A 26,350-nucleotide genomic window follows, 5' to 3' on the forward strand; every position below is an offset into this window, starting at 1 on the left:
AGCTCAAATATTTAACAGACATTATTTACCACGATAACTAAGCGCTTCTGAAACGTGGACACTAGTAATGCCTTCACTATCAGCTAAATCAGCAATAGTACGGGCAACTCGTAACACACGGTGATAGCCGCGCGCCGATAGATTAAGGCGCTGCTGCGCCATCTGTAATAATTGCTGTTCGCTTTCGCCTAACGTTACGTAACTATCAAGCTCACTTGGGCTAAGCTCATTGTTAACCTTATTTTGCCTGGTCAATTGCCGTTTATGCGCGGCTGACACGCGATTGCGTACTTGTTCTGAGCTCTCACCTGCTTGCGCGTTTTGTAAATCGGCAATCGGCAGTGCCGGTACAGTGATATGCAAATCAATACGATCGAGTAGCGGCCCTGAGAGCTTATCTTGATAGCGTTTAATCTGTTCGGGACGACAGCGACATCTGCCTGAGGGGTCACCGTCATAACCACAAGGACAAGGATTCATCGCCGCCACCAATTGAAAGTTTGCCGGAAAGGTCATTTGTGAGTTAGCGCGGCTAATAGTGATTTGCTTAGCCTCTAATGGCTGGCGCAACACCTCTAATACACTACGCTCAAACTCAGGCAACTCATCCAAAAATAAAACTCCACGATTTGCAAGCGTAATCTCGCCAGGTTTGGGTCGTGAGCCACCACCAACCAAAGCTACAGCTGATATAGTATGATGAACTTGTCTGAAGGGTCTGGTGCCATAGTCATAATCGCTATCGGCAACCGAATAAGTACTAGCAACCTCTAGAGCATCTTCAGCGCTCAAATCTGGCAGTATAGTCGGCAACCGCGCTGCCATTAAGGTTTTACCAGAACCGGGCGGCCCGGTAAGTAACAATGAATGCCCGCCAGCTGCGGCGATCTCAAGCGCACGACGCGCATGATGCTGACCTTTGACATCGGCAAGATCGACTTGATAACCGGTATGCTGCTGCGCAGGCGCGGGCTCTACGGTAGCTAACCTCTCATAGCTAGCATTAGGATTAGTCAAAGCTTGCAGGTGATCACAGACCGCTTTTAGGCTTTCTGCGCCTAATATCTCTACTCCCTCGACTCGGCTGGCTTCAGCGCCGTTGACGAGAGGCAAAACCAGTTGCGGCGTCTGAACAGCGACAGCGCTTTCAAGCATATCTTTTTTGGTGTGATCGACATCTTTTGATGACACTGCTGTGTTAACAGCTAGCGCTTCTGCCTTTATCGCACGTGCTACTGCAAGGCCTCCGGTTATCTGGCGCAAATCGCCATTTAATGCTAGCTCTCCTATAAACTCAAACCCTGCTAGCACTTGAGGATCAAGCTGATCACTAGCGGCCAAAATACCAATAGCAATAGGCAAATCAAGCCTTGCGCCATCTTTTGGCAGATCGGCTGGAGCTAGATTGATAGTTAAGCGCCGATTAGGAAACTGAAAGCCAGAATTTAAGATAGCAGAGCGTACCCGATCTTTACTCTCTCGTACTGTAGCCTCTGGTAAACCGACAATGGTAAGTGCTGGCAGTCCTTGTGATAAATGCACTTCAATAATCACCTTTGGCGCATGTAAACCAACAACGGAACGGGTATAAACTTGCGCAAATGACATAAGTACTTCCTAGTAAAGGGAGTATTAATAATAGAGGATTCACTATCAGCGTGCAAATGTTGTCTTTTTTTTAATTTATGAAACTTAATTTTTATGATTGAGTTCAGTTTTATAGCGCTCTTATAAAAGAATAAGGACGATTACTAGATATAGAGCTAAAGCATTTATAAAAAACGAATAATTGTTTATTATTTTAACTAACTGATTGTTAGAATAATATTTTATTAAAAACATATGTTTAAAACAGACGAGATGAGTAAATTAATTAACTAGTAAAAGTTCTAAAAATTGCTATATTAATAGTGTGCAGTGGTGCACTAGCAACAATAAAGGGATTTTATTGATGACTCAAAAGCGGTTTTTATTTTGAGTAGCAACTCTTAACTATGGACGGTAAAGCTTATGAAAAGCATAACACTCAATCGGCGCACGCCGAAATTGGCATTATTGACAGTGGCAGTTTCTATGGGACTGATCAGCTGTTAGATAGTGATAATACCTTCACTGAGCAAGTCATAACACCTCCTTCAGAATATGCGGCAGACATTCAACGCACTGAATTTGGCATACCTCATATCACTGCTAGAGACTATAAAGGTTTAGGTTATGGTGTAGGTTATGCCTTCGCCGAAGATAATATCTGTTCGCTGGCACATGAGATTGTCGTTGCAAAAGGTCAAAGCGCGCTTTATTTAACCGATGGTACAAAAGATGCCATAGATGCTGCAGTTGTCAGCGATGTTTTTTATACTTGGTATAACTCTCCAGAGCGAAGAGCTAGTTTTTTAGCGGCTCAAGACCCAGAGGTAATCGATGCAGTAACCGGTTACGCGGCTGGTTATAGCCGCTATTTGCGTGATACAGGTGTCGCCAATATCGATCCTACTTGTGCTAATGCAGCATGGGTGCGTGAGATTACTATTGATGATATGTTAGCCCTCTACGGTAAAGCGAACCTACGCGGCGGTCTCTCAAACTTTGTAGGCGCTATGGTATTAGCCAAGCCTCCCGAAGGCTCGACTATGGGCAGTTCAAGAATGCGTAGCGTAAGCTTAGATCCATTAGCTAAAGCCGCTCCTAAGTTCGATATGACCACTATTAATGTATTAGATGGTGGTAGTAATGCTTACGCCTTTGGAAGGGATGTGACAGGTCAAGATGAAGGCATTATGTATGGTAACCCCCATGAGCCGTGGAACGGTGTACAGCGTTTTTATGAGTTTCATCTAACCATACCCGGCGAGATTGATGTTATGGGCTCCGCGCAGCAAGGCCAGCCTTTTATTAATATTGGTTTCAATAAAGATGTGGCTTGGAGTCATACGGTATCGACGGCGAAGCGCTTTACGTTCTATCAGCTCAGCTTAGTCAAGGGCAATCCGATGAAGTATAACTATCAAAATAGCGAAGGCGTCTTTGAGCAGCGTGATATCGAAAAAGTGGACGTTACGGTCAAATTGCCTGGCAATCTACCAGCCGTCACTCGGCCTCTGTATCTATCGCATTTTGGTCCTATGCTAGAGGTTGATTTACTCGATGATAAAGTTAAACTACCTACTTGGGGAGAAAGTGGTCTCGCTTATACCATTCGCGATGCGGCCTCAGAAAATCCACGAGCGTTGAATCAATGGCGCAGTATGAATAAGGCCACTAGTGTCGCCGATCTAGAAACTAGAATGAAGAGCATACTTGGCCTTGGTTTTGTTAATACTATAGCCACTGATCGTAATGGCAAGGCACTCTACGCTGACATCTCAACCGTACCTCATGTGACTAAAGATAAGTTAGCCGCTTGTAGCGCTAATGTCGGTCCTGTGCTCACGGGCTTGATTGCAGTAGGCTTGCCAGCATTAAACGGAGCCAGCGCTGCTTGTGAGTGGGGTAGTGATATGGACTCACCGCAAGCGGGTATCTTTGGCGGCTCAAACTTACCTTCATTGACTCGTGATGATTATGTTCTTAATTCAAATGACTCATATTGGCTTAGTAACGCAGAGCAGCCTTTAACAGGTTTTTCACCATTATTAAGACGTAGGTTATTACCTTTGCCTGAAGATGCTGCACCGTTATCGCCACGTACTCGTATGGCTTTTACCCAAATATTTGATCGATTAAGTAATAAAGATGGTTTGGGTGGTGATACCTTTAATCTTAATAACCTACAACAAGTTGTCTACAGCAACCGCAGTTATGTCGCTGAGTTAGTCCTTGATGACATATTAGATGAGATTTGTAAAGACAATGCTGGCACAGCTTTAAGTAGCGTTGAATTGCCTTTAACTGCCGGAGGTACTGTTGATGCAACTCAAGCTTGTGATGTTCTAGGTGATTGGGATCGTCGCAATAATCTAGATAGTAAAGGTGCTCATGTCTTCAGAAAGTTCTGGACCAATCTAGATTTTGATGGTTATGCAGGATTTAGGGTTGCTTTTGATAAGACTGATCCTATCAATACACCAAGTGGCTTAATTATCAACACCGAGACCCGTACTGCTTTAGGCGACTCAATTGCTTATTACAATGATAAAAATATTGCCCTAGATGCACCGCTAGGCAGCTTACAGTTTGTCATTGATGCTAGCAAAAACGATGAGAAAATTCCTATGCATGGTGGATTTGGTAATGAAGGTGTCTTTAATGTCGCAAGCTCAAGTCAAAATAGCGACGGCAGTTATGGTCCAATTACCAATGGTCCAACCTATATGCAGACGGTGACTTTTGATAGTCAAGGTCCAGTAGTGGAGGCGTTGTTAGCTTATTCACAGTCAGCGGATGCGACGCGCCCTTTCCATCGCGATCAAACGCGTCGCTACTCTGCTAAAGACTGGATACGTCTGCCTTTTAGTGCAGCCGAGATATCTAGCCAAGCGGTAGGCAATAAAATCCAGCTAAGAGAATAGCTTTTCTAAACTCTCAAACCTATTAACTAGTATTCTTAGCACTGTAAGAGACCTCAGATAAATTCTGGGGTTTTTATTGGTATAAATAAGCTCGTTTATTGAATTAACAGCACTCACCAACCACCCTAATCAAGGTATGGATTTGCTATAATACAAGCTATTGATTCAGCCATTTTTTTAGCAAAAAGTTCTAAATAACCTATCTATCGTTAGCCGACTATATAGCTCGCTGCTAATGTAACAGGAGCGCCGCATGACAGAACATTCTAATATTAACACTACCCATAACCAACCTCAGCAGCCCTACAATAACGCTGATGAGCAGCCGAGCACCGCCCGTCCTGTCGTTGAAGTCCAAAACCCTTACGCTAGTCTGCGTGGTACTAGTGGCAATAAACAGCTACCAAGCTTTGATGAAGCGCTGATTCATAAATACAATCGTTCAGGGCCCCGCTATACCTCTTATCCTACTGCTTTAGAATTCGCAGAAATCCCTGAAGGATTAGAGACTAAAATTTTACAAAACCGTGAAGCACGCGCGCCCTTATCGCTATACTTTCATATTCCTTTTTGTCGTCATCTTTGCTACTACTGCGCTTGTAATAAGATTATCACCAAAAAGAACAGCGACTCCGGTGATTATCTACAGTATTTAATCGCTGAGATAAAGCTCAAGCGCCGCTTACTAGCGACCGAAGAAGGTAAAAACCCAGTCGTTAAACAACTACATTTAGGCGGCGGTACACCAACATTCCTTCGTGATGAAGAGATGGTACAGCTGTGGGAGTTCTTACAAACCCAGTTTGATTTTTTGCCAGAAGATCAAGGCGATTACTCTATTGAGATCGATCCGCGTGAGCTCAGCGATAATACCTTAAAAACTTTGCGTGAGCTTGGTTTTAATCGAGTGAGCTTAGGCGTACAGGATCTAGATGAAAAAGTACAAATCGCTGTCAATCGAGTGCATTCAGCAGAACTGATTGAGAATGTATTAAATGAAGCTCGCGAGCTTGGCTTTCATTCGATCAATATTGACCTGATTTATGGTCTGCCCCATCAAACGCCTGAGACTCTGCATAAAACCGTCTTACGTATTATTGAGATGGCACCCGATCGCTTATCGGTGTTTAACTACGCGCATTTGCCTGAGCGCTTCAAAGCGCAAAGACAAATCAAAGACCAAGATCTGCCCAGTGCCGCGAGCAAGCTAACCATGTTAGGCGATACAGTCAATACACTAACTGAGGCCGGTTATCAATACATCGGTATTGATCATTTTGCGCTGCCTGATGATGAGCTAGCTATCGCCCAGCGCGAAGGTCATTTACATCGTAACTTTCAAGGCTATACCATCATGGGCGACTGTGATTTGTTGGGCTTTGGCGTCTCCTCAATCAGTCAGATTGCCAATAGCAATAACCGCTATATCTTGCAAAACCATACAGATTTGCAGGTTTATCAAGATACTATCAATGCAGCGGCTAATAACCCTACTATCATGCCAGCGGTGAAGGTGATTAAAACCTCTATCAAAGATCGTCTGCGCGAATACGTGATTATGAACCTGTTATGTCATGATTATATTGACTTTAAAGACGTCAATAGAAAGTTTGGTATCGATGCTATTACCTATTTTATTGATGAGATTAAGCAGCTTGGCGAGATGCAAGCCGATAAGCTTATCGATATGGACGCCGCGGGCATTCGTATTCTACCCAAAGGTCGGTTTTTAGGTCGTAATGTGGCGATGGTATTTGATGAATATCTTGAGAAAAAACATAAAAATCGTTTTTCTAAAGTCATCTAGTCCGTGTTTTCGCTTAAAACCTAGCTTATGCTAACTAAAAAAACCTCAATATTGAATTGAGGTCTTTTTTTGGACAAAATTTAGATCCTTCGCTGTTTATACTTTTAGCTTATCACCAACCATACCTTTGACAGTGCTTAAAATATCAGCAGGCAAAACCACCATTTTTGAGTTATCAGACTCTGCAAGTTGGCGAATCGACTTGATGTATTGCTCACCAAGCAAATAAACAATAGGCATCTCTTCATCACCCATTGCTGCGGTAATCAGACGAATAGACTCCTCAGAACCTTTAGCCAGTACCACTTGCGCTTCTGCATCACGGCGTGAGGCTTCCAAACGACCATCTGCCTCTAAGATAGCCGCTTGTTTTTGACCATCAGCTCGAGTAACCGTTGCACGGCGTAAACGCTCTGCTGCTGCCTGCTCTTCCATCGAGGCTTGCATGGTTTGGGAAGGGTTAATATCTTGAATCTCAACGGTCTTAAGCGTAATACCCCAATCAGCAATATCCTCTGAGATGGCGTTTTTGAGTAGCGCTTTGATCTCATCACGACTAGATAAGGCGTTATCCAAATCCATCTCACCGATGATAGAACGCAGCGAGGTCTGTACTAGATTACGGATACCATATTCATAATCCTCAATACCATATACCGCTTTGTCCGGACGGACGATATTGATATAAGCGACCGCATTGGCAATGATTACCACGTTATCGCGAGTGATGACCTCTTGTGAAGGAATGTCTAAAACGATGTCTTTGGTGGTGACTTTATAAGCCACTCTATCGATAAAAGGAATAATGAGCGTCAAACCTGGCTCAAGCGTCTGATTGAATTTACCCAAACGCTGAACCACCCATTTATAGCCTTGAGGAACGATCCTTACCCCTTTAAAAACGGTAAAGATGATTAGAGCAATCAATACCAACATGACGATACCACCGCCACCTAAAATACCCATAATACTGTTCATAACGCTCTCCTTGTACGCTTGTCATAAATGCGGCGACAATACGTCGTATTTATCTCAACTTCCTGATTCCTGGCTTTATACTTACTATTTTATATCCGCTATCTCATTGCTACTTACTATTTATTGCTACAGTAATTGTTGATAAGCAATAATAGCGCAGCTCTCAATTACTAGACGCTATTTATTGGTAAATTTGTTTTTTAGACGAACCCTGTCCAAGTCAGGTTTATTAAGGTTTAATCGACTGCTTTTTGTTTTCTCTTTGACAGGCTGAGTCTCTACATTAGGCATGATATTAGGTTGAACGGTCTTAATAGGAGCCGCTATACGCTGAGTGGGCGCTACTATCAAATCATTTTCGATAATATCCTTTACGACTACTCTATCGCCAACCTCTACCGTCTTATTGCCTTGCGTACGACAAGTCCACTCATCAGCGCCAAATATTGGCACATTAAACCGTATCACACCGACGATATCTTTGTGCGGTTTGACCACAATCATCCCCGTCTCGCCTATGATAGCGCTATTACTTTGTGCGGCTCTGTTACGATCTATCGATAAAGGCTTGATGTATTTGATCCAAGCAAACATAAATAACACCGATAGTCCGAGCCAAACGAGCACTTGTACTGTCAAAGAGATCGGCAATACCCAGGCTAGAGCAGCTACAATGACAGCAGCGGCACCAAACCAAAGACTAGCAAAGGTTGGAATAAATATCTCGGCAATCATCAACAAAAAGCCTAATACTAACCAATGCCAAGGTTCAATCATCAACATAGTCTCAATCATTGCGGCGCCTCCTTTTATCACTCTATCCTTTAATGTAGCACATCTGGTTTATTAATATTATCTTAAAAATCAATACCATACTGTTATTTATAACTTAACGGATTAGACCATATAAAAGTTATGACTATAGTTTATACTAAAAGTTAAACCAAAAAAAACGACCACCATAGTGATCGTTTTTAATGTACTTAATTTTAATTTAAGCTATTGATTTTTTTATCTTAATTCTTTTAATAAATTAAATTAGAATTTAAGATGTGCACCAACTGTCCAAAGATCTGTATCACTACCTAATAGGTCGTATTCAGCTTCGATACCAAAGTCAGAGTTAACGGCATAACCAAGACCAATACCACCAGCTAAACTAGTATCACTATCAGAATAACTGACTCTAGTGATTGGAGTATTCATGTAATCACCATCTACTTTCGTTCTAGCAACACCGATTTTACCTTTAGCATAAAGTGGGGTGTTATCAAAAGCATAACGATAAGTACCGTACAAACCGTAAGACTTAGCATCTATCTCGCCATTGTAGTAATCGGCATCGTTTGAACCAACATACTCAGCTTCGATACCAAAATTAGGATCAAAATTGTAACCACCGTAAACACCATATGCTGTTGGCTTGTCTGCACCGCTGACATCTAAGTCAAACTGACCGACTTTAACACCCACGTATGGCTGTCCGGTATAACCATTACCATAAGTAACAGCAGCCTGTGCGCCTACACTGAATAAAGAACCGACAGCTAACGCAAGTAAAGTTTTTTGTAAAGTTTTCATCTTTATCTCCTACCTTTTAAATTAAATACTGATAAATTTTGACAAACAAGTTATTTATATTGGCCTTTAAACCTTATCGTCCTGTTTGCTAACGATGAATATATAGTAACAAATCCTATCGTATACTGTGTCTACGTTTGAGGGTATGAGGGTTAAGATTTGCAAGCAATTATCAGCAGCTAGGTAACAAAGGCTGAAATATGAAATCTTTTGTTACATTAGTAGATTTTTATAAAAATCTGTGTCTCACAAAAGTAGTTTATAAGGTTCTATGAACCAAAAAAACGCATCTCGAAAGATGCGTCTTTTTTTATAAACTTAAAAATACTAACTAAGTTTTAGACTATTATTTTTTATCTTCGTCGACTTCAGTAAACTCAGCATCAACAACATCGTCATCTGCTTGGCTAGCATCTGCAGACTCAGTACTTTGCTGGAACTGACCTGGGTCCATACCTTCGCCGCCAGCACCGCTATCAGCGTAAATCTTTTGGCTCACTGGTAAAAAAGCGTTGTCTAGTGCTTCAAGCTTAGCTTTGATCTCGTCATGATCGTCTTCTTTTGCTGCTGCTTCAAGCTCAGAGATAGCGGTTTCGACTGAAGATTTTTCTTCATCAGATACTTTATCAGCCGCTTCTTTAAGCGCTTTTTGTACCGCATGGATACGGCCATCTGCTTCGTTACGAACTTGCGCAAGATTAGCAAATTTTTCATCTTCAGCAGCGTTTGCTTCAGCATCGCGAACCATTTGTTCAACTTCTTCATCCGTCAAGCCAGAATCTGCTTTGATCTGGATGCTTTGCGCTTTACCCGTACCTTTATCAGTCGCTGAGATGTTCATGATACCATCAGCGTTGATATCGAAAGTCACTTCGATTTGTGGTAGACCACGTGGCGCTGGTGGAATATCGGTCAAATCAAAACGGCCTAATAGTTTATTTTGATTAGCGATTTTACGCTCACCTTGATAAACCTGAATGGTCACTGCTGGCTGATTGTCTTCTGCTGTTGAGAACACTTGTGATTTCTTAGTCGGAATCATGGTGTTTTTCTCAATAACAGGCGTCATCACCCCGCCCATGGTTTCGATACCTAGGGTCAATGGCGTGACATCAAGCAATAGTACGTCTGTTTTGTCGCCAGACAATACCGCGCCTTGAATCGCCGCACCCGCTGCTACTGCTTCATCAGGGTTAACGTCTTTGCGTGGCTCTTGGCCAAAGAACTCTTGTACTTGCTTTTGCACTAGTGGCATACGAGTCTGACCACCAACCAAGATGACATCATCGATATCACTAATTTTTAGGCCAGCATCTTCTAGAGCAATTTTACAAGGACCCATAGTACGCTTGACTAAATCTTCCGTTAGGCTCTCTAATTTTGAGCGGCTAATGGTAATCACTAAATGCTTAGGACCACTGCTATCAGCGGTGATATAAGGCAAGTTGACTTCCGTACTTTGCGCGCTTGATAGCTCAATCTTCGCTTTTTCTGCCGCTTCTTTTAGACGCTGCATCGCTAGAGAGTCGCCTTTTAGGTTGAAGTCTTGATCTTTTTTGAACTCATCAACCAAATAGTCGATTAGCGCTGAGTCAAAATCTTCACCACCTAAAAAGGTATCGCCGTTAGTAGCTAATACTTCAAACTGCTGCTCACCATCGACATCTGCAATCTCAATGATGGAGACGTCAAAAGTACCACCACCTAAGTCATAAACCGCGACAGTGCTATCGCCTTGCTTTTTGTCCATGCCGTAAGCTAGTGCCGCTGCGGTTGGTTCGTTGATAATACGCTTAACATCTAAACCTGCGATTTTACCAGCATCTTTAGTGGCTTGACGCTGTGAGTCATTAAAATAAGCAGGAACGGTAATAACCGCCTCAGAAACGCTTTCGCCCAAATAATCTTCAGCTGTTTTTTTCATTTTTTTCAAGATTTCAGCTGAAACTTGTGGCGGTGCTAGTTTTTTACCATTGATCTCAACCCAAGCATCACCATTGTCTGCTTTGGCGATTTTGTAAGGGACCATGCCGATATCTTTTTGCACCACTTTATCATCAAAGCGACGACCAATTAGGCGCTTGATAGCGAACAAGGTTTTGTTGGGGTTAGTCACTGCCTGACGTTTGGCGGATTGACCGACCAAAATCTCGTCATCTTTATAGGCAACGATTGAAGGGGTGGTACGCGTACCTTCAGCGTTTTCGATAATTTTTACGCTGTCGCCTTCCATTACCGCAACACACGAGTTAGTGGTTCCTAAGTCAATACCTATTACTTTACCCATAATTAATTGCTCCAAATGTTATTAAATTTCTATTGGGGTAGCTTAAAGTTTCAGGTTATTAAAACTATCAAAAACTTAAGCTAAAAATGAAAACTAACAGACCATGTATGGTCACTTGTTGCTTTATATCGGTTTACGTCGCTATTTTTTCAAGTCAATATCAGCGCAATAATTCGCTTTTGTGTGAATATTTGTGAATAACCCTACTTTTAGCAGGGTTTATTATCTATCACTATTGGCTAAGTTAAGTTATTAGCTGCGCTTATTGACCGACATTTACCATCGCTGGGCGTAGCAGACGACCATTTAAGCTATAGCCTTTTTGTAGCACAGTGCCTACCATGTCAGGCTCAGCTTCTGGATCGATACCTACTGCTTCGTGCAGTTCTGCATTGAATTTTTCACCTTGAGGCTCGACGACTTCTACGCCATTTTTATTTAACACATCTAATAGTGCTTTATGTGTCAGTTTTACCCCTTCGGTCACTGGATCATCTGAATGAGCACTTTCAATGGCACGCTCTAAGTTATCGACGACTTCTAATAACTCTTTAGCAAATTTTTGTAATGCAAATCGCTTACTTTTATCCGCTTCTTGCTCCATGCGTTTTTGTGCATTATAAGTCTCAGCATTGGCGCGAGCGGTAGTCTCTTTGGCTTTTTTGACTTCCTCTTCAAGCTCAGCAATACGCGCTTCATAAACACTGATATCGATCTCATTATCAATGGTAGCTTCGTCGCCTGAGTTATTTTTGGGATCAAATTCATCTAGCGTTTCTTGTAGTACGCTTTCGCTGCGCTCAAGATTGGTATGCACCGCTTTTGTATTATCTTCGTTGATAGCATGATCATTTGTGGGTTGATTTGGGTTTTGCTCACTCATGATAACTCCTTATTATTTAATGATAATTCGTACTATTTTTAGTGCAATTATTAGTACCTTTAATGGTTAGAGCTAACTGGTTAAGAAGGCATTTAGCCATTTGGCTGAAACCAGGTTCAATAGCTGCTTGATAAAGGTGATGAAGGCATATTTCAAGCCTAAGGCTTATGAATTTTTTAATTTAATCATTCTAAATAGTTTACGGTTGGCACTCAAACCATCACCAAATCATACTTAACTTTACTTTTCATTGTTTTATGATGACTGCAATGATGATTAGATAGTGGTTAAATGTCTAGCTTTTAAGCTAGCAAATACCGATTACAACTATATGAGGAATGTTATGCCAAGCTCTCCTATAACATCGCTCAACACTTTGCTAAATAAAGCGATGAACCTAAACAGTAAGTTAAAACTAGCTCCCCTAGCAGGTGTGGAGAGCTATAAGCAGCAGCAAGATGAAGAGCTGCAAGCTGAGATAAATAATGATAATAAGCTCAATGAGCATTACAGATATCTCGGTGAAAAACTTGCCAGCTTTATGCCTAGTACTGACTATCAGCAGCATGCGCTCCATTATGTGTTAAAGGGTTTAGGGTATCTACCAGATACTATGTTAGAGAGCTTAATCCGTTATCTAAAAGGGCCGACATCCAAACAGTATTTAAGTGCTAATGCGCATTTGCGTTTTATTATTGCGGTTAATGGTCGCCTAAAAACTCCGCTTCATCTTGCAAAAATGCAAGAGCTGCGTCAACGATTTGCTGCTGACGCAGTAGCGATGCAAGATCCGCAAGTTTGGCAACAAGCCGATAGCCGTAAGCTAATCAGTTTGAAGCTGACTAATAATAACGGCGATGCTGATGTTAATTGGCAGGATAAAACCATTGCCAATGCTGATAATGAGGACATGGCGATACGCTGCTATCAAGCGGGTAAGTACTCGAAGAAAAACCCTAATCCAGATGAGATGGTTATGCTTTTTTTTCATGGTGGCGGGTTTTGTATTGGCGATCTTGACACCCATCACGAATTTTGTCACAGCGTTTGCGCGCAAACTGGGTGGGCAGTAGTCAGCGTTGATTATCGCTTAGCGCCAGAATACGCCGCGCCTACCGCTCTATTAGATGCTATTAGTGCTTATGCTTGGCTGGCAGCTAATAGTCCCACCCTTGGCGCATCGCCTTCGCGTATAGTATTGGCAGGTGATAGTGCTGGTGGCGGCTTATCAACTTTATTAGCGCAGCAGCTAACCTCTCCAAACGAAAAAGCTTGGGCGGACTTGGGCGCGGCAGGTCAGCAGATGTACAAACGGCTTAAGACTCTACCAAGACCACTTGCGCAAATGCCGCTGTATCCTGTGACCGATATTGAGACTGATTATCCAAGTTGGGAGCTGTACGGCGAAGGTTTGCTACTAGATCATGCTGATGTGGCGGTATTCGATCAAGCGTTTATGCATAATAGTCCACTTGCTCGAGAGCATGCACTAATCTCGCCGATGATTGGTGATAATAGTCAAGTGTGTCCGACTTATATAGTCGCCTCTGAGCTTGATGTATTACGCGATGAAGCGTTTGCTTACGCTGAGCAATTAAGGGTAGCTGGCATAGCTGTTGAAACTTATACCGTGATCGGTGCGCCGCATGGTTTTATGCATTTGATGAGTATTCATAAAGGGCTTGAGCGTGAGACTCGCTTTATTATCAAAGACTTTGCGCGCTTTGTTAAGGAGATTATATCGGCTGAATCCATACTGGTAGCCTAAGAGCGATTTAGTTGTACAGGGCTTTATTTTACTCTAGCTATTTACCAGTTACATCGATTATCCAAATCTCAGCGCGCGAGCCTAATCGAAAGGGAATACCCCAAAAGCCATAACCTGAGGAGACTACAAAGTGTCCTTGGTTGATAGCTTCATAGCCATAGCCCAAGCGATTAATCGCTCTAACAATAAAATTAGCAGGGAATATCTGTCCGTCATGGGTATGGCCTGAAACTTGTAGATCAATCGGTAGCTTACTGTGCTGTACAATATCGCTTGGCCTATGATCCAATAATATCACCGGCTGAGTGCTATCGACTTGTGCTAATAGCTCAGTGGTTGCTACTCTTTGGCGCTTGTGGTTATCAAAACGCCCAACTAACCAAATACTCTCGCCTTCATACTCTAAGCTTAATACCTCATCATTTAATAAGTGCACGCCAGCGCTACGCAAGGCATTACTAATCGGCTGCTCATGGCCATATAGATCATGATTGCCTAGAGTAGCATAGACGCCATACGGCAAGCTGCTACATAATGATTTTAGTCTGCTAGACATATTATAAGCGCTATAGGCTTTTATATTATCATCCATGATATCGCCTGGCATCATTAGCATATCCGCTTTATTAGCAGTAATTAGCTGATGCAGCTTATCGATAGCTTTATTGCCAAATAGCTTGCCTAAATGTAAGTCGCTCGCCATAGCGATACGTAAGGAGCTTTTTAGCGGTTTATCAATGACGATAGATAATCGGCGCACCACTGGAGCGTAAGCGCAGTATAAGCTATAAACAAATAGCGCGATAAAAACAACCAACGCCAGCCCTCGCAGGCCGATACGCACTGTCTCTGAGCTATGAGTCGCTGACGATACTATCAATAGCTCATAAGCGGCGTAGCATAAACTAGTTACTAGTGCCGTAAGCATCATAAAATGCATGACTAGCAGCCAAGCGCTCATCCAGCGATAGCTATTGTCAAAGCGTTTGCTAAAGGTGATTAGTAGCAGAGCATTAGTCATTAAAAAGATTAATGCCCAAACCGCTATGTTTAGACTTGAGGTCAGCCAAGGCTGTAGCCACCACTGCAAGCTTAGTACCGCGCCCAAGCTAAAGGCTTGTAACAAAGCAATAATAATGACAAAAAACGCGTAACGCATGAATAATCCTAAATAGGCTTGCTAATTGCACTAGAAAGCATAAGACTGCCGCTTAACAGTCCTATTCTAAAAAATCTCTACTTAGATTGAAATAGAGGTTTTAGAGCTTACTGCGACGCTACAGCATAAGGCCTATAAGCTAGCGCTCAGTGGGCGCAGTTTTGCAGCTATCCTTATCGCAAGCCTCAACCACAGCTTTGCCGTATATTAATTGGGTGAGCCAATTAGGGATTCGATAACGATTACGGGCGATAAAGGGATAAGCCAGATTACCCATTTTTTGTATTACTGGTAAATACAATAGCGCGGAGCCTTTGACTCCAGCGGTTCTATAAAGCAAGCGCACCGCGTCCATGCGCGTATGCCAAGTACCATACCAGTCTTGTATACATAGATAAGTCATCGCATCTGTACGGCTAAAACCTGCCGCGGCTAACGTCTCTAGCCCTTGATCGACTGGTATTAGGGTTATATTATTAGGATTACGCGCCTGCATATTGTGCGCCTCAGTGCGACAAAGCACACAACTGTCATCGTAGTACATAGTGATAGAAGAGCGATCTTGAGCACAATCGTTAAAGCTCGTTACTTTAGTCATTTGCTAGCTCCTAGCATTATCTTTGACCATGGGTTTATCATTTGCCTAATTTTATATCCATTGTTTCATGTGAAACATTCTATATCTAGGTAGTGATATAGTTAGTTGTTTTGTTGTCTATAATCTGCGTTATAGCTTAGCTTTGCTGCTCTAAAGCTTGTCGAATATCAGTATGCTTAAAGTTATAGCCGGCCTCCAACAAAGCTTTTGGTAATACTTTTTGACCATCAATAAGCAAAGTCGACATCTCACCGAACATCAGCTTAAGTAAAAACTCTGGCAAAGTAAAAATAGTCGGACGATGTAACCAAGCACCCATCGCTTTGGTAAATTGATGATTAGTTACTGGATTAGGCGCGGTCAAATTATAGACTAATGCGGGCGTGTCGTTTCCTGTCTGCAAAGTATTTTCAACTGCGCTATGGTGCAGATTAGTCTGACTATCGAGATGATGTTCCATAATAAATATTGCCGCTCCTACCCAATCCTCACGGCTTATCCAGCTCATAATTTGCTTACCATCTGCTAACTGACCACCAACGCCCATCTTAAACGGTAATAGTAATTTGGCCACCATACCGCCGCTTGGATGCATGACTACGCCGGTGCGCACGATAGCTACAGGTACTCTATAATCGGTAGCTTTGAGCGCCAACTGCTCCCACTCCTCACATAACTTATGCGAAAAATCCGTCTCATAGTCACTGCTCTCAGTCAAAGGTTTAACACCTTGAGTGCCATACCAGCCGATAGCTGAGCCGCTCACCATAAGCTTAGGTTTTACACTAATACGGGCAATGTACTCTAATAAAGACTCTGTTGGTTTTATGCGGCTGGCTAATAGAGTCTCTTTACGCTCATCACTCCAGCGCGAGTCTGCTATCCCAGCTCCTGCTAGATTGAGTATCACCTCGAAACTTTGGTCAGTCTTTGCAAGCTCATCATAGCTCATCATGCTGATATCAGTAGGATGCGTTTGGCTAGTATCACGGGTCAGCCAAGTGATACTTAGCTTCTTACCTGCCTGCTGATAGCGTTTTGTCAACTCTTCACTAAAGGCACTACCCAAAAATCCTGAACCACCGCTGATTAAAATATTCATCTTGTTATCCTTTTTTGATTATTATTTAAATAAATTATCTAAATAAGCCCTTTAGATAACTCTAACCCTTTATAAATATCGTGTTCTTTTTTGTAGGTATTGTCAAAACGGATTTTACAGAGTTTTGGTAAGAGTATTGAATAGCTGCTTTAATCCTAATACTAACCAAGATAATCACTCATAGATAATCACTTATGTAAGATAAAACAATCACTTATAACTGGTGTTTTAATTCTAATGGACAGTGTTAGCGAATGATGGTTCCCGTTAGAGCGTCGTGGATTTGGCTGGGCAAGATATAACCTAAAGTATCGCCTTGTAGATAACCTACTTGAGCGGCAAGATCATTATTTACAAAATAAGCTTGTGCCTGTGTCAACGATACCGCAGGCGGTTGCTCGGAGGGATTGCAGCTGGTGGAAACCAAAAATCCATAAGGGTTGGCGGCTGACACTAGACACGCGCAAAGCTGTTGAATCAAAGGATGGGCGATGACGCGTACCGCTACGCTTTGATGAGCGCCAGTTATCCAAGAAGGAATAGGTACTGTCAGCTCCAGCGGATCACCTAATGGCAACAACCAGGTAAAAGCTTGTTTTTGATGGTACTGAGACCAGCTATCGAGTACAGTTTGCCGCTGCTCATCACTCAAAAGAGCTAATAGTGGCTCAATACGCTGTACTTTATCCGTGACCACAATCATGCCTTTTGAGATAGGTCGCTGCTTAATGTCTAGTAGCTGTTGTACCGCGCTTTTGTCAAAAGGATCACAGCCGATACCCCAAACGCTTTCGGTGGGATAAGCCAAAAGCTTTCCGGCGTTTAGCCACTGCGCTGCTTTGGCGACTGAATGGGTGATTAATGGCGAGGAGGAAGGCATAGGCTGATAGCTCTAATGATATTAAAAATAGCTATTATAACCGTAAATAGCGACCGCCTTGTACCTCGATTGCGCCCAATAGTTCTAACTCCATCAGCTGACCAATCAGTTGCGGTGCTGCTAGTTTAGAGGACATTAGCAATGCATCTAAATCCTGCCCTTGCCAATCTAGTAACTCATAAATGCAGCTTAAATGCTCGGGCACTTTTATTGTCAAGGGCAGGCGAGTGGATAGACTATTGGTTAAAGGTAGACGATCAGCGACTGCTGATTGATGCAAGTTATCCTCTTTATCTAAGTTAGTGGACTTAGCTGGTGTAGGCTTTTTTTGTGGAAAATTGAGCTGAGCATTGACATCGCTTAGCACTTGCTCTGGATGATAAATCAAGGTTGCGCCTTCACGTATCAGATGATGGCAGCCTTCGGCGTTTTTATTATCGATATGACTGGGAATAGCAAAGACTTGCTTGCCTTGCTCGGAGGTGAGTCTAGCGGTAATCAGTGAGCCACTTTTGATAGTCGCTTCGGTGACAATCGTCGCTAAGCTCAAACCTGCTACCAAACGATTGCGGCGCGGAAAAGTATGTTTGTGCGGCTGAGTATGCGGCAGTAATTCACTAATAATGCAGCCACCTTGCTCAATAATTTGCGCAAATAGCTTGTCATGGTGATTGGGATAATAGACATCGATTCCCGTACCCATGACGCCTACCGTGCGCCCTTGATAGTCACTATCAGCCTGCGCTAGTGCGCCAAGATGAGCACATTTATCGACACCCATAGCTAAGCCGCTAGTGATGACGTAACCGGTCTGCGCTAAATATTGAGCGATATCAAAAGTAGTTTTTTGTGCATGAGCGGTAGGTTTGCGGCTACCAACCATAGCGATTTGCGCTTGTTGCAGGCGGTTAATATTGCCTCGATAGAACAGTAACGGCGGTGGATCATAAATCTGTAACAGCTGCAGTGGAAACTCAGACTGATCAGCAAAAACCAGCTGATACTGCTTAGCGATAAGCGCCTGCTCTATTTTGTCGATGCTAGCCAGCGTTTGCTCCGGCTGCTCATGGCGCTGTAAGTGAGCACGATGCACACCCAACTCCTTCCAAGCGCTAAAACTAGCTGACCAAGCCTGCTCTGCACTACCAAAAGCGCTAATCAGCTTATGATAGGCAGATAATGAAGCATTTATCTCATACCACAAGGCCAAAATAGCGCGTTGCTCAGAGCTTAAAGAGGACGAAAGGGAGGTCATAGTCAGTTAGCTCATCATTAGTATGGGTATAGCACTACTATAACAGCGCAAAGGCATTTATCTAAATTTAGCTATAGTTAAGCTATGAGCAAAAAACCCTCTAAAGATACGGCGGTGGTAGTAATTGATCGCCGACATTTAGGGGTAGCTCTGAGCTCAGTACATAAGCATAGCTGATATCGTCAAAGCTATTAAACACCATGACCATACCACTCTCTTCGCTAGGCAGGCGTACCGAATTATCATTATCAATGGTATCGCGTACCAATGGCCCTTTTTGATAAACGGTCAAGACATCACCAGGCTTAGCTCCTTGAGCCGTTCCTAAATTGATAGCCACAACGCTACCGCGAGCCGCTGAGCTGATAGAATCCATCACCCGTACGATCATCCCGCCACGGCTGACCTCAGCAGGAGCTGGATAAAATACTGGCGGAATAGAGTTACCTAGCTCTAAGAACACTCTATCGCCTTCACGTACTTCTTTGCCATAAGACTGCGTCAGCTGTAGGCTGCTTACTCCATTCTCAGCAACACTCGTGACCATAGCACTAGCAACTTGGGTGACTTCAAGACCAATTATTCTTTGAGTTTTGGGATCGACATACTTCTCGCCTTCACGATACACGCCATAGCGCTGACCGACAATCAGTGGAACGCCTTTGGCATAAACTTTATCGCCACTCGCGGTAATTAAGTTGCGGTTTTTGGAGGCCAAAATATAAGGGGTGCTACTAAAATCCTCTGGACGCACGATAACTGAGCGATCTAACCAATGCTTGATAGCAGTCAAAGGAATAGCAGGGATACTATTGGTCACTGAAGTCACAGTAACGGCGCTCACTACTTGACCTGTTAACTGTTTCTCGACGCCAGCACAGCCTTCACCCGTATCGATACCGACGAGGGTTTGCCCTTGAATGACACATAAAATAAGAATGTCATCAGGATAGATAAGGTTGGGGTTTTTGATTTGCTTGTTAGTCGCCCAAATCTCTTTCCAGCGCCATGGACTATCCAAATAACGACCTGAGATATCCCACAAAGTATCGCCTTTTTTGACGATATAGCGGTTGGGAGCATCAGCCTTGATAGTGGGAGCAGGATTATTAGCTTGTGCCGTAGTCATCAATAACGTACTACTAATAACGGTCATCAATAACGCTTTTGTTAAAGAATTAAAGCTTATTTTCATTATTATATCCAAAAATTCTGAGTGACATGGTCAACAAAGATTTGTTTGAAATGAGATAAACCAGCGATAAAAACTAAACTAAATTACTGCTTCGCTCACTTCACCCAGTCATAAATTAGCTTTGGTTACAGTCAACTGCACAATAGCATAAATCAAGACGCACTTTTACATAAAACTAACCTATATCACATAATTATTCAAACTTAAAATAAAATTCTATTTTGTGAAATAAATAGTTAAGTCTTATTGTTAATAGCATACTTTCAGTAAGGTTTTATATACAAATAATATCCATAATGTTATTATGGTTTTATACTTATTACTTAGCTAATTTGTCTAATACCTAGTATCTACCTAGGGTTTGTATGGAGAATCTGAACTATGGGCAAACAAAAATCATATCAAAAGCGACTGTTAGCTATTGCCATTGGTAGTAGTTTTTTGGCATTAATAGGCTGCTCAAATCAGCAGGATGTGGCAACAGAGAATACGACTGATGATAAAACCCCTTCAACGGCTACCGCACAAAATGCAACTGATGACGCGGCTAATGTCAATACCTCTCAAGCAGAGCAAGTAGCCGCGCAAGCAGCTAACACTCGTGATGAGCCTATTGAGGCTATCAAAGTTGCGGCGGTATCTAATCCCAAACAAGTCGATCTAGGTCGTATGCTATGGTTTGATACTCGCTTATCAAAGTCCGGAGCCTTATCTTGTAACAGCTGTCACGATCTAGCCAAAGGTGGCACTGATAATATGCCAACCTCGATTGGTCACGGCTGGGCAGAAGGCCCTATCAACTCCCCTACGGTGTTAAACAGTCGCTACTCCTTGGCACAGTTCTGGGATGGACGTGCTAAAGATTTGATAGAGCAAGCGGGTGGCCCTATTGAGAATCCTCTGGAGATGGCATCGACTCATGAGCACGTGGTCAAAGTCCTAAATTCTATCCCTGAATATCAAGATTTATTCCATAAGGCCTTTGCGCAAAAAGGCGATATCATCATAGAACAAATTACTAGCGCTATTGCCCAGTTTGAAGACACCTTAGTCACTCCTAACGCCCGCTTTGATAAATGGTTACAAGGAGATGATGCCGCTCTTAGCGCGCAAGAGCTAAACGGCTATAAGATATTCAAAGAAAGTGGCTGCATCGCTTGTCATAATGGCGTCGCTTTAGGCGGTAGCTCTTATCAAAAATTTGGGGTTTTTGCAGAGTATACTACTCAGAACTTATCAGAGGGACGCTACGCAGTAACCGGTAAGGAAGAGGACAAGCATTGGTTCAAAGTACCGACACTGCGTAATATCGAGCTGACCTATCCTTACTTCCATGATGGTCAAGTCAACTCCTTAAGCGAGGCGGTCAATATCATGGGTAAAATCCAACTAAACCGCGACTATACTCCTGAGGAGACCGCTGATGTAGTGGCTTTCCTAAAAACATTAACTGGCGATCAACCTAAGATTCAATACCCTATACTGCCGCCATCTAATGAGAACACACCGTTACCTGAGCCTTTCAAGAAGCAAAGCTGAATACTCTGTATCATCAATTGCTAATAAAACGCTCACTAAAAAGCCCTCGCTATCTAACTCTTAGATGCGAGGGCTTCTTTATATTATATAGTTTCACGTGAAACAAGAAATCAAACGACTACTTATAGTAGATTTGGTTTTACTTGCTGACGAATTTGTTCAGCAACTAGCTCAGCCTTATTATCCAAAACCACCACATGCTGCTCTAGGTCTTCTAACCCTTCGGTATGCTTTGGACGCCTAATCTCAATCGGTCCGACAGCCTCAAAAATCGTTTCGGCAAACTTCACTGGCAACGCGGTTTCAGCGCAAACGATGACCTCGCCTTCTTGCTGCAACTGTTTGGCAACCTTGATACCATCAGCGGTATGTGGATCAACCAATTCGTCGTATTGCTCATACAAAGTCCTAATAGTATTCAATCGATCGGTATGAGTAGACTTACCAGCGGCAAAACCATAGCGATTATTGACCACTTGCATCAGCTTAGATAAATCAAAGCCCTGCCCTGACTTCACCCCTTCAAACAGCTCATTCACCCGAGCACTGTCCTTATCTAGCAATAAATAAACAAAACGCTCAAAATTTGAGGCTTTAGAGATATCCATTGACGGGCTGGAGGTGACATAAGTCTTGTCCGTAGCGCGCGGCTGATAAGTACCCTGATTAAAGAAATCATTTAAGACGTCATTCTCATTGGTTGCGACAATCAAGCGTCCAATAGGTAGCCCCATCTCGCGAGCGATGTGACCGGCACAAATATTACCAAAATTACCTGAGGGCACACAAAAGCTAATGGTTTCTTCATTACTACTAGTCACCGCAAAGTAGGCTTTGAAATAATAAACAATCTGCGCAAGAATGCGGCCCCAGTTAATCGAGTTTACCGTTCCTAAATTATAGGAGGCTTTGAACTCTGCATCTTGCTGTAAAGCTTTGACAATATCTTGGCAATCATCAAACATGCCATCGATAGCGATATTATGAATATTGTCGTCGGTTAAGCTATACATCTGCGCGCGCTGAAATTCGCTCATTTTGCCATACGGCGACAGCATAAACACTTCGATGTTGTCTTTACCACGTAACGCATATTCAGCGGCACTACCGGTATCGCCACTGGTTGCACCAATGATAGTAATACGGGCGTTTTGGCGTTTAAGCACGTACTCAAAAGCATTACCTAAGAACTGCATCGCCACATCTTTGAACGCTAAAGTTGGGCCATTGGATAAGCCTAAAATGTATAAATCCTCTTCAAGCTTGCGTACCGGCACAATATCTTCGCTACCAAACACTTCGCTAGTATATGTGCGCTCAATAATATCTTTAAGATCGGCATGCGGAATATCAGTAGCAAAACGCTGCATAATCGCTAACGCTAGCTTTGGATAGCTAAGATGACGCCAGTCATTAAGCGTGGCATCATCAATCTGCGGATAATGCTCTGGCAGCATAAGACCACCATCAGGAGCAAGCCCCATAAGGAGCACATCACTAAAATCCATCGGCTGAGTCTGACCACGGGTACTGATATATTTCATGTTTTGTCCTATAAATAATTGCTTTATTCAAATATAAATTTCAAATAGGTATATATGATTGTAGGCTGGCACTTTAGCCCAGCACAGTAACCTTGCAAAATATAGAAGCTGGACTAAAGCACCAGCCTACGTAAATTTAATAAACTTATTCATAAGGCAACCTACACCACTTAAAATAAACTATCTACAATTTTCTTCCAATTCGTAGGGTGCATTTTATACATCAATAACGTATTAAAGCTTAAATTTACAAAGGTCAAAAATAAGTCTTAAATATACTTATCAAGCTGTCTTTTGCAATAGCGCATAATAAAATCCATCGCCGCTCTCGCTATCTATTGGCAAACACTGACGACCGACCTCTTGGGCGATACCCCAATTACTGTCATCAGTAATCTCAATAGCTTTGGCATTGTTATTTTTACTCAAAAAGTCCTGCATCTGCTCGACGTTTTCTTGCTTTAGAATAGAGCACGTGACATACAGCAGATAACCGCCTATTTTGAGTTGAGGCCAAAGATTATGCAAAATATCTGCCTGCAAGCCTGCGGTTTGCTCGATATCTTCCTCGGTACGCAAAAGGCTAATATCAGGATGACGGCGGATAACGCCAGTGGCGGTACAAGGCGCGTCTAATAAAATAGCGTCAAAGAGCGCTAACGCTTCAGAGCCTTTTTTAGCTAATTGCCAACGCGTGGCATCAGCACAGACAATATCTAATTTAATAGGGTTATTAGCTTGCTCTAAGTTTAAACGTTGCAGGTTATCATGAATGCGCTCAATACGCGGCGCTTCATTGTCGATAGCTGTCACTTCGATAGTTGCTTTATTATCTGATAGCACCTCATTATCAGACTGTTTCACATGAAACAAACTATCACTTTTAGTATTTAATAGCTCTAATAAATGAGCCAGCTTGCCACCAGGCGCGGCGCAAGCGTCTAATATTTTTAATTCTGAGACGTTGCTACCCTGTTCTTTATCAGCTTTTGCTTTATCAGCAGCTTGTTTTTGAATCAGCGCTTGATGCAATAAAGGCGCTGCCAGTTGTGCGTATAAATCTTGAATACTAAGACCACCTTCAGCGAAAGTAGGCAAACCATTGACTGCCATGCTTTGGTTTAGACGCAGAGCTTGGTGATTTATTATCGTAGCCACTGTGTCGTTACTTTCAGTAGGCTGTGAGAATAATAAACTACTTTTTAGCTCAACTAACTCCGCGCTAATATCGGCTTGCTCTAAAGTTTGCTGATAGTCGCTTACTGAAGTAACCCCAGTATTAGTGGCAGTATTTACCCGCAAAAACATCGGCGCTGGCTGACGCAAACCTTGGGTCAGCTCATCATAGTGCTCGCTCCAGTCTTGCTTGAGCTGATAGGCTAGCCAGTTTGGTAAGCTGTGTTTTTTATCGCATTTTTTACGGAACTTACTAGGGTTCTTATTTACTTTACGTAAGATGGCGTTAACTAGGCCGCTTGCGTGGGCAAAATCGATTTCTTTTACCGATTCAACCGTTTCATGGATAGCGGCATGATCGGCAACTTCCAGATAAAGCAGCTGCGTCAGTCCCACTATAATAGTGGTACGCACTTCTATCTCGTCAATAGGATTATCCGCTAGGCTATCAAGCAGGCGCTCTAAAGCAAACCACTGACGCAAAGTAGTCAAAAGCAGCGCATGAGCAAAACCTTTATCGCCTTCATGTAAGCTGTTTAATAGCGGATCAAGCACGCTAGCAAGCGATTGCCCATTTTGAATGGCTAGCAAAGTACGAATAACGCGGACGCGTACACTACCTGTCATTTTTAGATTGCTTGAGGGTTTGAGCTTTTTACTATTATGATTAGACGCTGTTGACGGTTGTCTCATTAAGTGTTATTTCCTTGACGCCTGATAAATGGCGCCTTATTTGAATAGAGTGTGGCTTATTTTATGTGAGTTTAATGCTGATTGGGGTCGCGTGTGAATTGATCACCATCATCGAGCTGATTACCGTGACAAATTTGCTCAGCGTTTATCGGCTTGCCACCTGCAAACTGCAATTGAGTGATACGCAAGGTACTCGCTTGAGCATCACTTGCGGTATCTTTGCCGCAAGCTACAAGAATAGCCTTACGTCCAACACTTATAACCGTACCCGCTGACGCTGTGGTTTGCTGGGTATCATTAACTGGCAGGCTAGCCAATACTTTGACGCGTTTGCCATCTATAAAAGTATAAGCACCCGGCCACGGCGTTAAGCCGCGTATTTGCCGCTCAATAGTAGCGGCAGGCTGTGTCCAATCAATCTCGCCCTCAGATTTGACTAGCTTTTCGGCATAATTAGCCTCGCTATCATTTTGCTTGACAGCTTTAGCTTGATAGTTCTCTAAATCTTTTAGTACTGTGCTAATAGCCTGAGCCCCTAACTCTGCAAGCTTATCGTGCAGGCTAGCAGCACTATCCTCATTACTGATATCCGTGCTAGTTTTATAGAGCATATCGCCAGTATCTAAGCCTTTATCCATCTGCATAATGGTAATGCCAGTCTCGCTATCACCACCCAATAGCGCCCGGTGGATGGGCGCCGCGCCGCGCCAACGGGGCAAAAGCGAGGCATGAATATTAAGACAGCCAAAGGTTGGAATAGTGAGTACACCAACGGGCAAAATAAGCCCATAAGCGGCGACAATCATGATATCTGGCTGATAAGAGCGCAAAGTCTCTCTAGCCGCCATGCCCTCTACGCTTGATTTTTTAAAAACAGCCGGTTGCTCGATGACAATGCCATGCTCGATAGCAACCTGCTTAACTGCTGAGATACTGAGTTTTTGACCGCGGCCTGCTTTGCGATCCGGCTGAGTATAGACCGCTACTATTTCTATATTCAGCGCCTCTTGCTGTGCAATTAATGCCTCTAAGCTAACTGCTGCAAATTCAGGAGTACCGGCAAATACTACTCGGCGGCTCTGGCTTGGTATGGGTAAACCAGTCTCTAGCGGCGCAGTGGTAGTATTGGAATTATCCATTGAAATAGAGTCAGCAGCAGTCATTATTTTCCTTATTATTATTCATAAACCTACTTATACTAGATGGCATAAAGCACTGGCAAGCGTCATAGTATTTTGTATTTATGCTGACATTATAGGTGAGTTTAAGGCTGCGTGCCATGCTTGTTAGACGCCAACTCATTTTACTAAGCATTGCCGTGATTATTCAGCTAACGACTCTCATAATATTATTGCTATCATGAAGGGGATAAAGCTTTGTGATGATAGTAACTATAT

19 protein-coding genes are annotated in these 26,350 nt (G+C 42.8%); 4 read left to right on the forward strand and 15 right to left on the reverse strand.

What is annotated here, in order from left to right; genetic code table 11:
* Positions 1–21: 21 nt before the first annotated feature.
* Positions 22–1,608 carry a YifB family Mg chelatase-like AAA ATPase gene (locus tag M0N77_RS11490; RefSeq protein ID WP_353105309.1) on the reverse strand — a complete coding sequence of 529 codons (1,587 nt, stop codon included), beginning with the start codon at positions 1,606–1,608 and terminating at the stop codon, positions 22–24.
* A gap of 386 nt (positions 1,609–1,994) precedes the next feature.
* Here M0N77_RS11490 and M0N77_RS11495 point away from each other — a divergent pair, with 386 nt between their 5' ends.
* Together M0N77_RS11495 and hemN are read left to right on the forward strand one after the other, a co-directional pair.
* The gene (locus tag M0N77_RS11495; protein WP_353105310.1) at positions 1,995–4,508 is read left to right on the forward strand and encodes a penicillin acylase family protein; all 2,514 of its coding nucleotides are present in this window, start codon (positions 1,995–1,997) and stop codon (positions 4,506–4,508) included.
* A 253-nt stretch (positions 4,509–4,761) separates the two neighbouring features.
* A complete protein-coding gene (gene hemN / locus M0N77_RS11500; protein ID WP_353105311.1) occupies positions 4,762–6,315 on the forward strand; it encodes an oxygen-independent coproporphyrinogen III oxidase in 1,554 nt (517 codons plus the stop codon).
* A gap of 96 nt (positions 6,316–6,411) precedes the next feature.
* Here hemN and M0N77_RS11505 read toward each other — a convergent pair whose 3' ends face one another.
* The 5 genes from M0N77_RS11505 to grpE form a co-directional block, all read right to left on the reverse strand.
* On the reverse strand, positions 6,412–7,293 hold the full coding sequence (locus tag M0N77_RS11505; RefSeq protein WP_353105312.1) for an SPFH domain-containing protein: 882 nt from the start codon (positions 7,291–7,293) through the stop codon (positions 6,412–6,414).
* A 177-nt stretch (positions 7,294–7,470) separates the two neighbouring features.
* The gene (locus M0N77_RS11510; protein ID WP_353105313.1) at positions 7,471–8,088 is read right to left on the reverse strand and encodes an NfeD family protein; all 618 of its coding nucleotides are present in this window, start codon (positions 8,086–8,088) and stop codon (positions 7,471–7,473) included.
* 243 nt (positions 8,089–8,331) lie between these two features.
* Positions 8,332–8,874, reverse strand: coding sequence for a porin family protein (locus tag M0N77_RS11515; RefSeq protein ID WP_353105314.1), 543 nt, complete (start codon positions 8,872–8,874; stop codon positions 8,332–8,334).
* Positions 8,875–9,220: 346 nt separating this feature from the next.
* On the reverse strand, positions 9,221–11,161 hold the full coding sequence (gene dnaK, locus M0N77_RS11520) for a molecular chaperone DnaK (RefSeq protein ID WP_353105315.1): 1,941 nt from the start codon (positions 11,159–11,161) through the stop codon (positions 9,221–9,223).
* A 262-nt stretch (positions 11,162–11,423) separates the two neighbouring features.
* A complete protein-coding gene (grpE, locus tag M0N77_RS11525; protein WP_353105316.1) occupies positions 11,424–12,044 on the reverse strand; it encodes a nucleotide exchange factor GrpE in 621 nt (206 codons plus the stop codon).
* 343 nt (positions 12,045–12,387) lie between these two features.
* On the opposite strand from grpE, the gene M0N77_RS11530 reads away from it, so the two are divergent.
* The gene (locus M0N77_RS11530) at positions 12,388–13,812 is read left to right on the forward strand and encodes an alpha/beta hydrolase (protein ID WP_353105317.1); all 1,425 of its coding nucleotides are present in this window, start codon (positions 12,388–12,390) and stop codon (positions 13,810–13,812) included.
* Between the two features lie 37 nt (positions 13,813–13,849).
* On the opposite strand, the gene M0N77_RS11535 is transcribed toward M0N77_RS11530, so the two are convergent.
* From M0N77_RS11535 to M0N77_RS11560, 6 genes are all read right to left on the reverse strand, one after another.
* Positions 13,850–14,971, reverse strand: a complete 1,122-nt coding sequence (locus M0N77_RS11535) for a metallophosphoesterase (RefSeq protein ID WP_353105318.1) — start codon at positions 14,969–14,971, stop codon at positions 13,850–13,852.
* Between the two features lie 139 nt (positions 14,972–15,110).
* Positions 15,111–15,569 carry a DUF393 domain-containing protein gene (locus M0N77_RS11540; protein ID WP_353105319.1) on the reverse strand — a complete coding sequence of 153 codons (459 nt, stop codon included), beginning with the start codon at positions 15,567–15,569 and terminating at the stop codon, positions 15,111–15,113.
* 136 nt (positions 15,570–15,705) lie between these two features.
* Complete coding sequence (locus tag M0N77_RS11545; protein WP_353105320.1) at positions 15,706–16,671, reverse strand: TIGR01777 family oxidoreductase; 966 nt, start codon at positions 16,669–16,671, stop codon at positions 15,706–15,708.
* 247 nt (positions 16,672–16,918) lie between these two features.
* Positions 16,919–17,551, reverse strand: coding sequence for a Sua5/YciO/YrdC/YwlC family protein (locus M0N77_RS11550; RefSeq protein ID WP_353105321.1), 633 nt, complete (start codon positions 17,549–17,551; stop codon positions 16,919–16,921).
* A 34-nt stretch (positions 17,552–17,585) separates the two neighbouring features.
* The gene (dprA, locus tag M0N77_RS11555; RefSeq protein WP_353105322.1) at positions 17,586–18,806 is read right to left on the reverse strand and encodes a DNA-processing protein DprA; all 1,221 of its coding nucleotides are present in this window, start codon (positions 18,804–18,806) and stop codon (positions 17,586–17,588) included.
* A 100-nt stretch (positions 18,807–18,906) separates the two neighbouring features.
* The gene (locus tag M0N77_RS11560; protein ID WP_353105323.1) at positions 18,907–20,001 is read right to left on the reverse strand and encodes a LysM peptidoglycan-binding domain-containing protein; all 1,095 of its coding nucleotides are present in this window, start codon (positions 19,999–20,001) and stop codon (positions 18,907–18,909) included.
* 381 nt (positions 20,002–20,382) lie between these two features.
* On the opposite strand from M0N77_RS11560, the gene M0N77_RS11565 reads away from it, so the two are divergent.
* Entirely contained in the window at positions 20,383–21,540 is a 1,158-nt protein-coding gene (locus tag M0N77_RS11565) for a cytochrome-c peroxidase (RefSeq protein ID WP_353105324.1), read from the forward strand.
* Positions 21,541–21,662: 122 nt separating this feature from the next.
* On the opposite strand, the gene thrC is transcribed toward M0N77_RS11565, so the two are convergent.
* From thrC to fmt, 3 genes are all read right to left on the reverse strand, one after another.
* Positions 21,663–23,084 (reverse strand): threonine synthase, encoded by a 1,422-nt coding sequence (thrC, locus tag M0N77_RS11570; protein WP_353105325.1) that lies wholly within the window; start codon positions 23,082–23,084, stop codon positions 21,663–21,665.
* Positions 23,085–23,366: 282 nt separating this feature from the next.
* Positions 23,367–24,953 (reverse strand): transcription antitermination factor NusB, encoded by a 1,587-nt coding sequence (locus M0N77_RS11575; RefSeq protein ID WP_353105326.1) that lies wholly within the window; start codon positions 24,951–24,953, stop codon positions 23,367–23,369.
* A 71-nt stretch (positions 24,954–25,024) separates the two neighbouring features.
* Positions 25,025–26,116, reverse strand: a complete 1,092-nt coding sequence (fmt, locus tag M0N77_RS11580; protein ID WP_353105327.1) for a methionyl-tRNA formyltransferase — start codon at positions 26,114–26,116, stop codon at positions 25,025–25,027.
* Between the last annotated feature and the right edge of the window lie 234 nt (positions 26,117–26,350).

Origin of the sequence: Psychrobacter sp. AH5, from assembly GCF_040371085.1 — a bacterium.
In the GTDB taxonomy this organism is placed as follows: Bacteria; Pseudomonadota; Gammaproteobacteria; order Pseudomonadales; family Moraxellaceae; genus Psychrobacter.

Bases quoted from the DNA above. Each gene is read 5' to 3' on its own strand.
- M0N77_RS11490 (WP_353105309.1), bottom strand. From the start codon at position 1,608: ATGTCATTTGCGCAAGTTTATACCCGTTCCGTTGTTGGTTTACATGCG.
- M0N77_RS11495 (WP_353105310.1), top strand. From the start codon at position 1,995: ATGGACGGTAAAGCTTATGAAAAGCATAACACTCAATCGGCGCACGCC.
- hemN (WP_353105311.1), top strand. From the start codon at position 4,762: ATGACAGAACATTCTAATATTAACACTACCCATAACCAACCTCAGCAG.
- M0N77_RS11505 (WP_353105312.1), bottom strand. From the start codon at position 7,293: ATGAACAGTATTATGGGTATTTTAGGTGGCGGTGGTATCGTCATGTTG.
- M0N77_RS11510 (WP_353105313.1), bottom strand. From the start codon at position 8,088: ATGATTGAGACTATGTTGATGATTGAACCTTGGCATTGGTTAGTATTA.
- M0N77_RS11515 (WP_353105314.1), bottom strand. From the start codon at position 8,874: ATGAAAACTTTACAAAAAACTTTACTTGCGTTAGCTGTCGGTTCTTTA.
- dnaK (WP_353105315.1), bottom strand. From the start codon at position 11,161: ATGGGTAAAGTAATAGGTATTGACTTAGGAACCACTAACTCGTGTGTT.
- grpE (WP_353105316.1), bottom strand. From the start codon at position 12,044: ATGAGTGAGCAAAACCCAAATCAACCCACAAATGATCATGCTATCAAC.
- M0N77_RS11530 (WP_353105317.1), top strand. From the start codon at position 12,388: ATGCCAAGCTCTCCTATAACATCGCTCAACACTTTGCTAAATAAAGCG.
- M0N77_RS11535 (WP_353105318.1), bottom strand. From the start codon at position 14,971: ATGCGTTACGCGTTTTTTGTCATTATTATTGCTTTGTTACAAGCCTTT.
- M0N77_RS11540 (WP_353105319.1), bottom strand. From the start codon at position 15,569: ATGACTAAAGTAACGAGCTTTAACGATTGTGCTCAAGATCGCTCTTCT.
- M0N77_RS11545 (WP_353105320.1), bottom strand. From the start codon at position 16,671: ATGAATATTTTAATCAGCGGTGGTTCAGGATTTTTGGGTAGTGCCTTT.
- M0N77_RS11550 (WP_353105321.1), bottom strand. From the start codon at position 17,551: ATGCCTTCCTCCTCGCCATTAATCACCCATTCAGTCGCCAAAGCAGCG.
- dprA (WP_353105322.1), bottom strand. From the start codon at position 18,806: ATGACCTCCCTTTCGTCCTCTTTAAGCTCTGAGCAACGCGCTATTTTG.
- M0N77_RS11560 (WP_353105323.1), bottom strand. From the start codon at position 20,001: ATGAAAATAAGCTTTAATTCTTTAACAAAAGCGTTATTGATGACCGTT.
- M0N77_RS11565 (WP_353105324.1), top strand. From the start codon at position 20,383: ATGGGCAAACAAAAATCATATCAAAAGCGACTGTTAGCTATTGCCATT.
- thrC (WP_353105325.1), bottom strand. From the start codon at position 23,084: ATGAAATATATCAGTACCCGTGGTCAGACTCAGCCGATGGATTTTAGT.
- M0N77_RS11575 (WP_353105326.1), bottom strand. From the start codon at position 24,953: ATGAGACAACCGTCAACAGCGTCTAATCATAATAGTAAAAAGCTCAAA.
- fmt (WP_353105327.1), bottom strand. From the start codon at position 26,116: ATGACTGCTGCTGACTCTATTTCAATGGATAATTCCAATACTACCACT.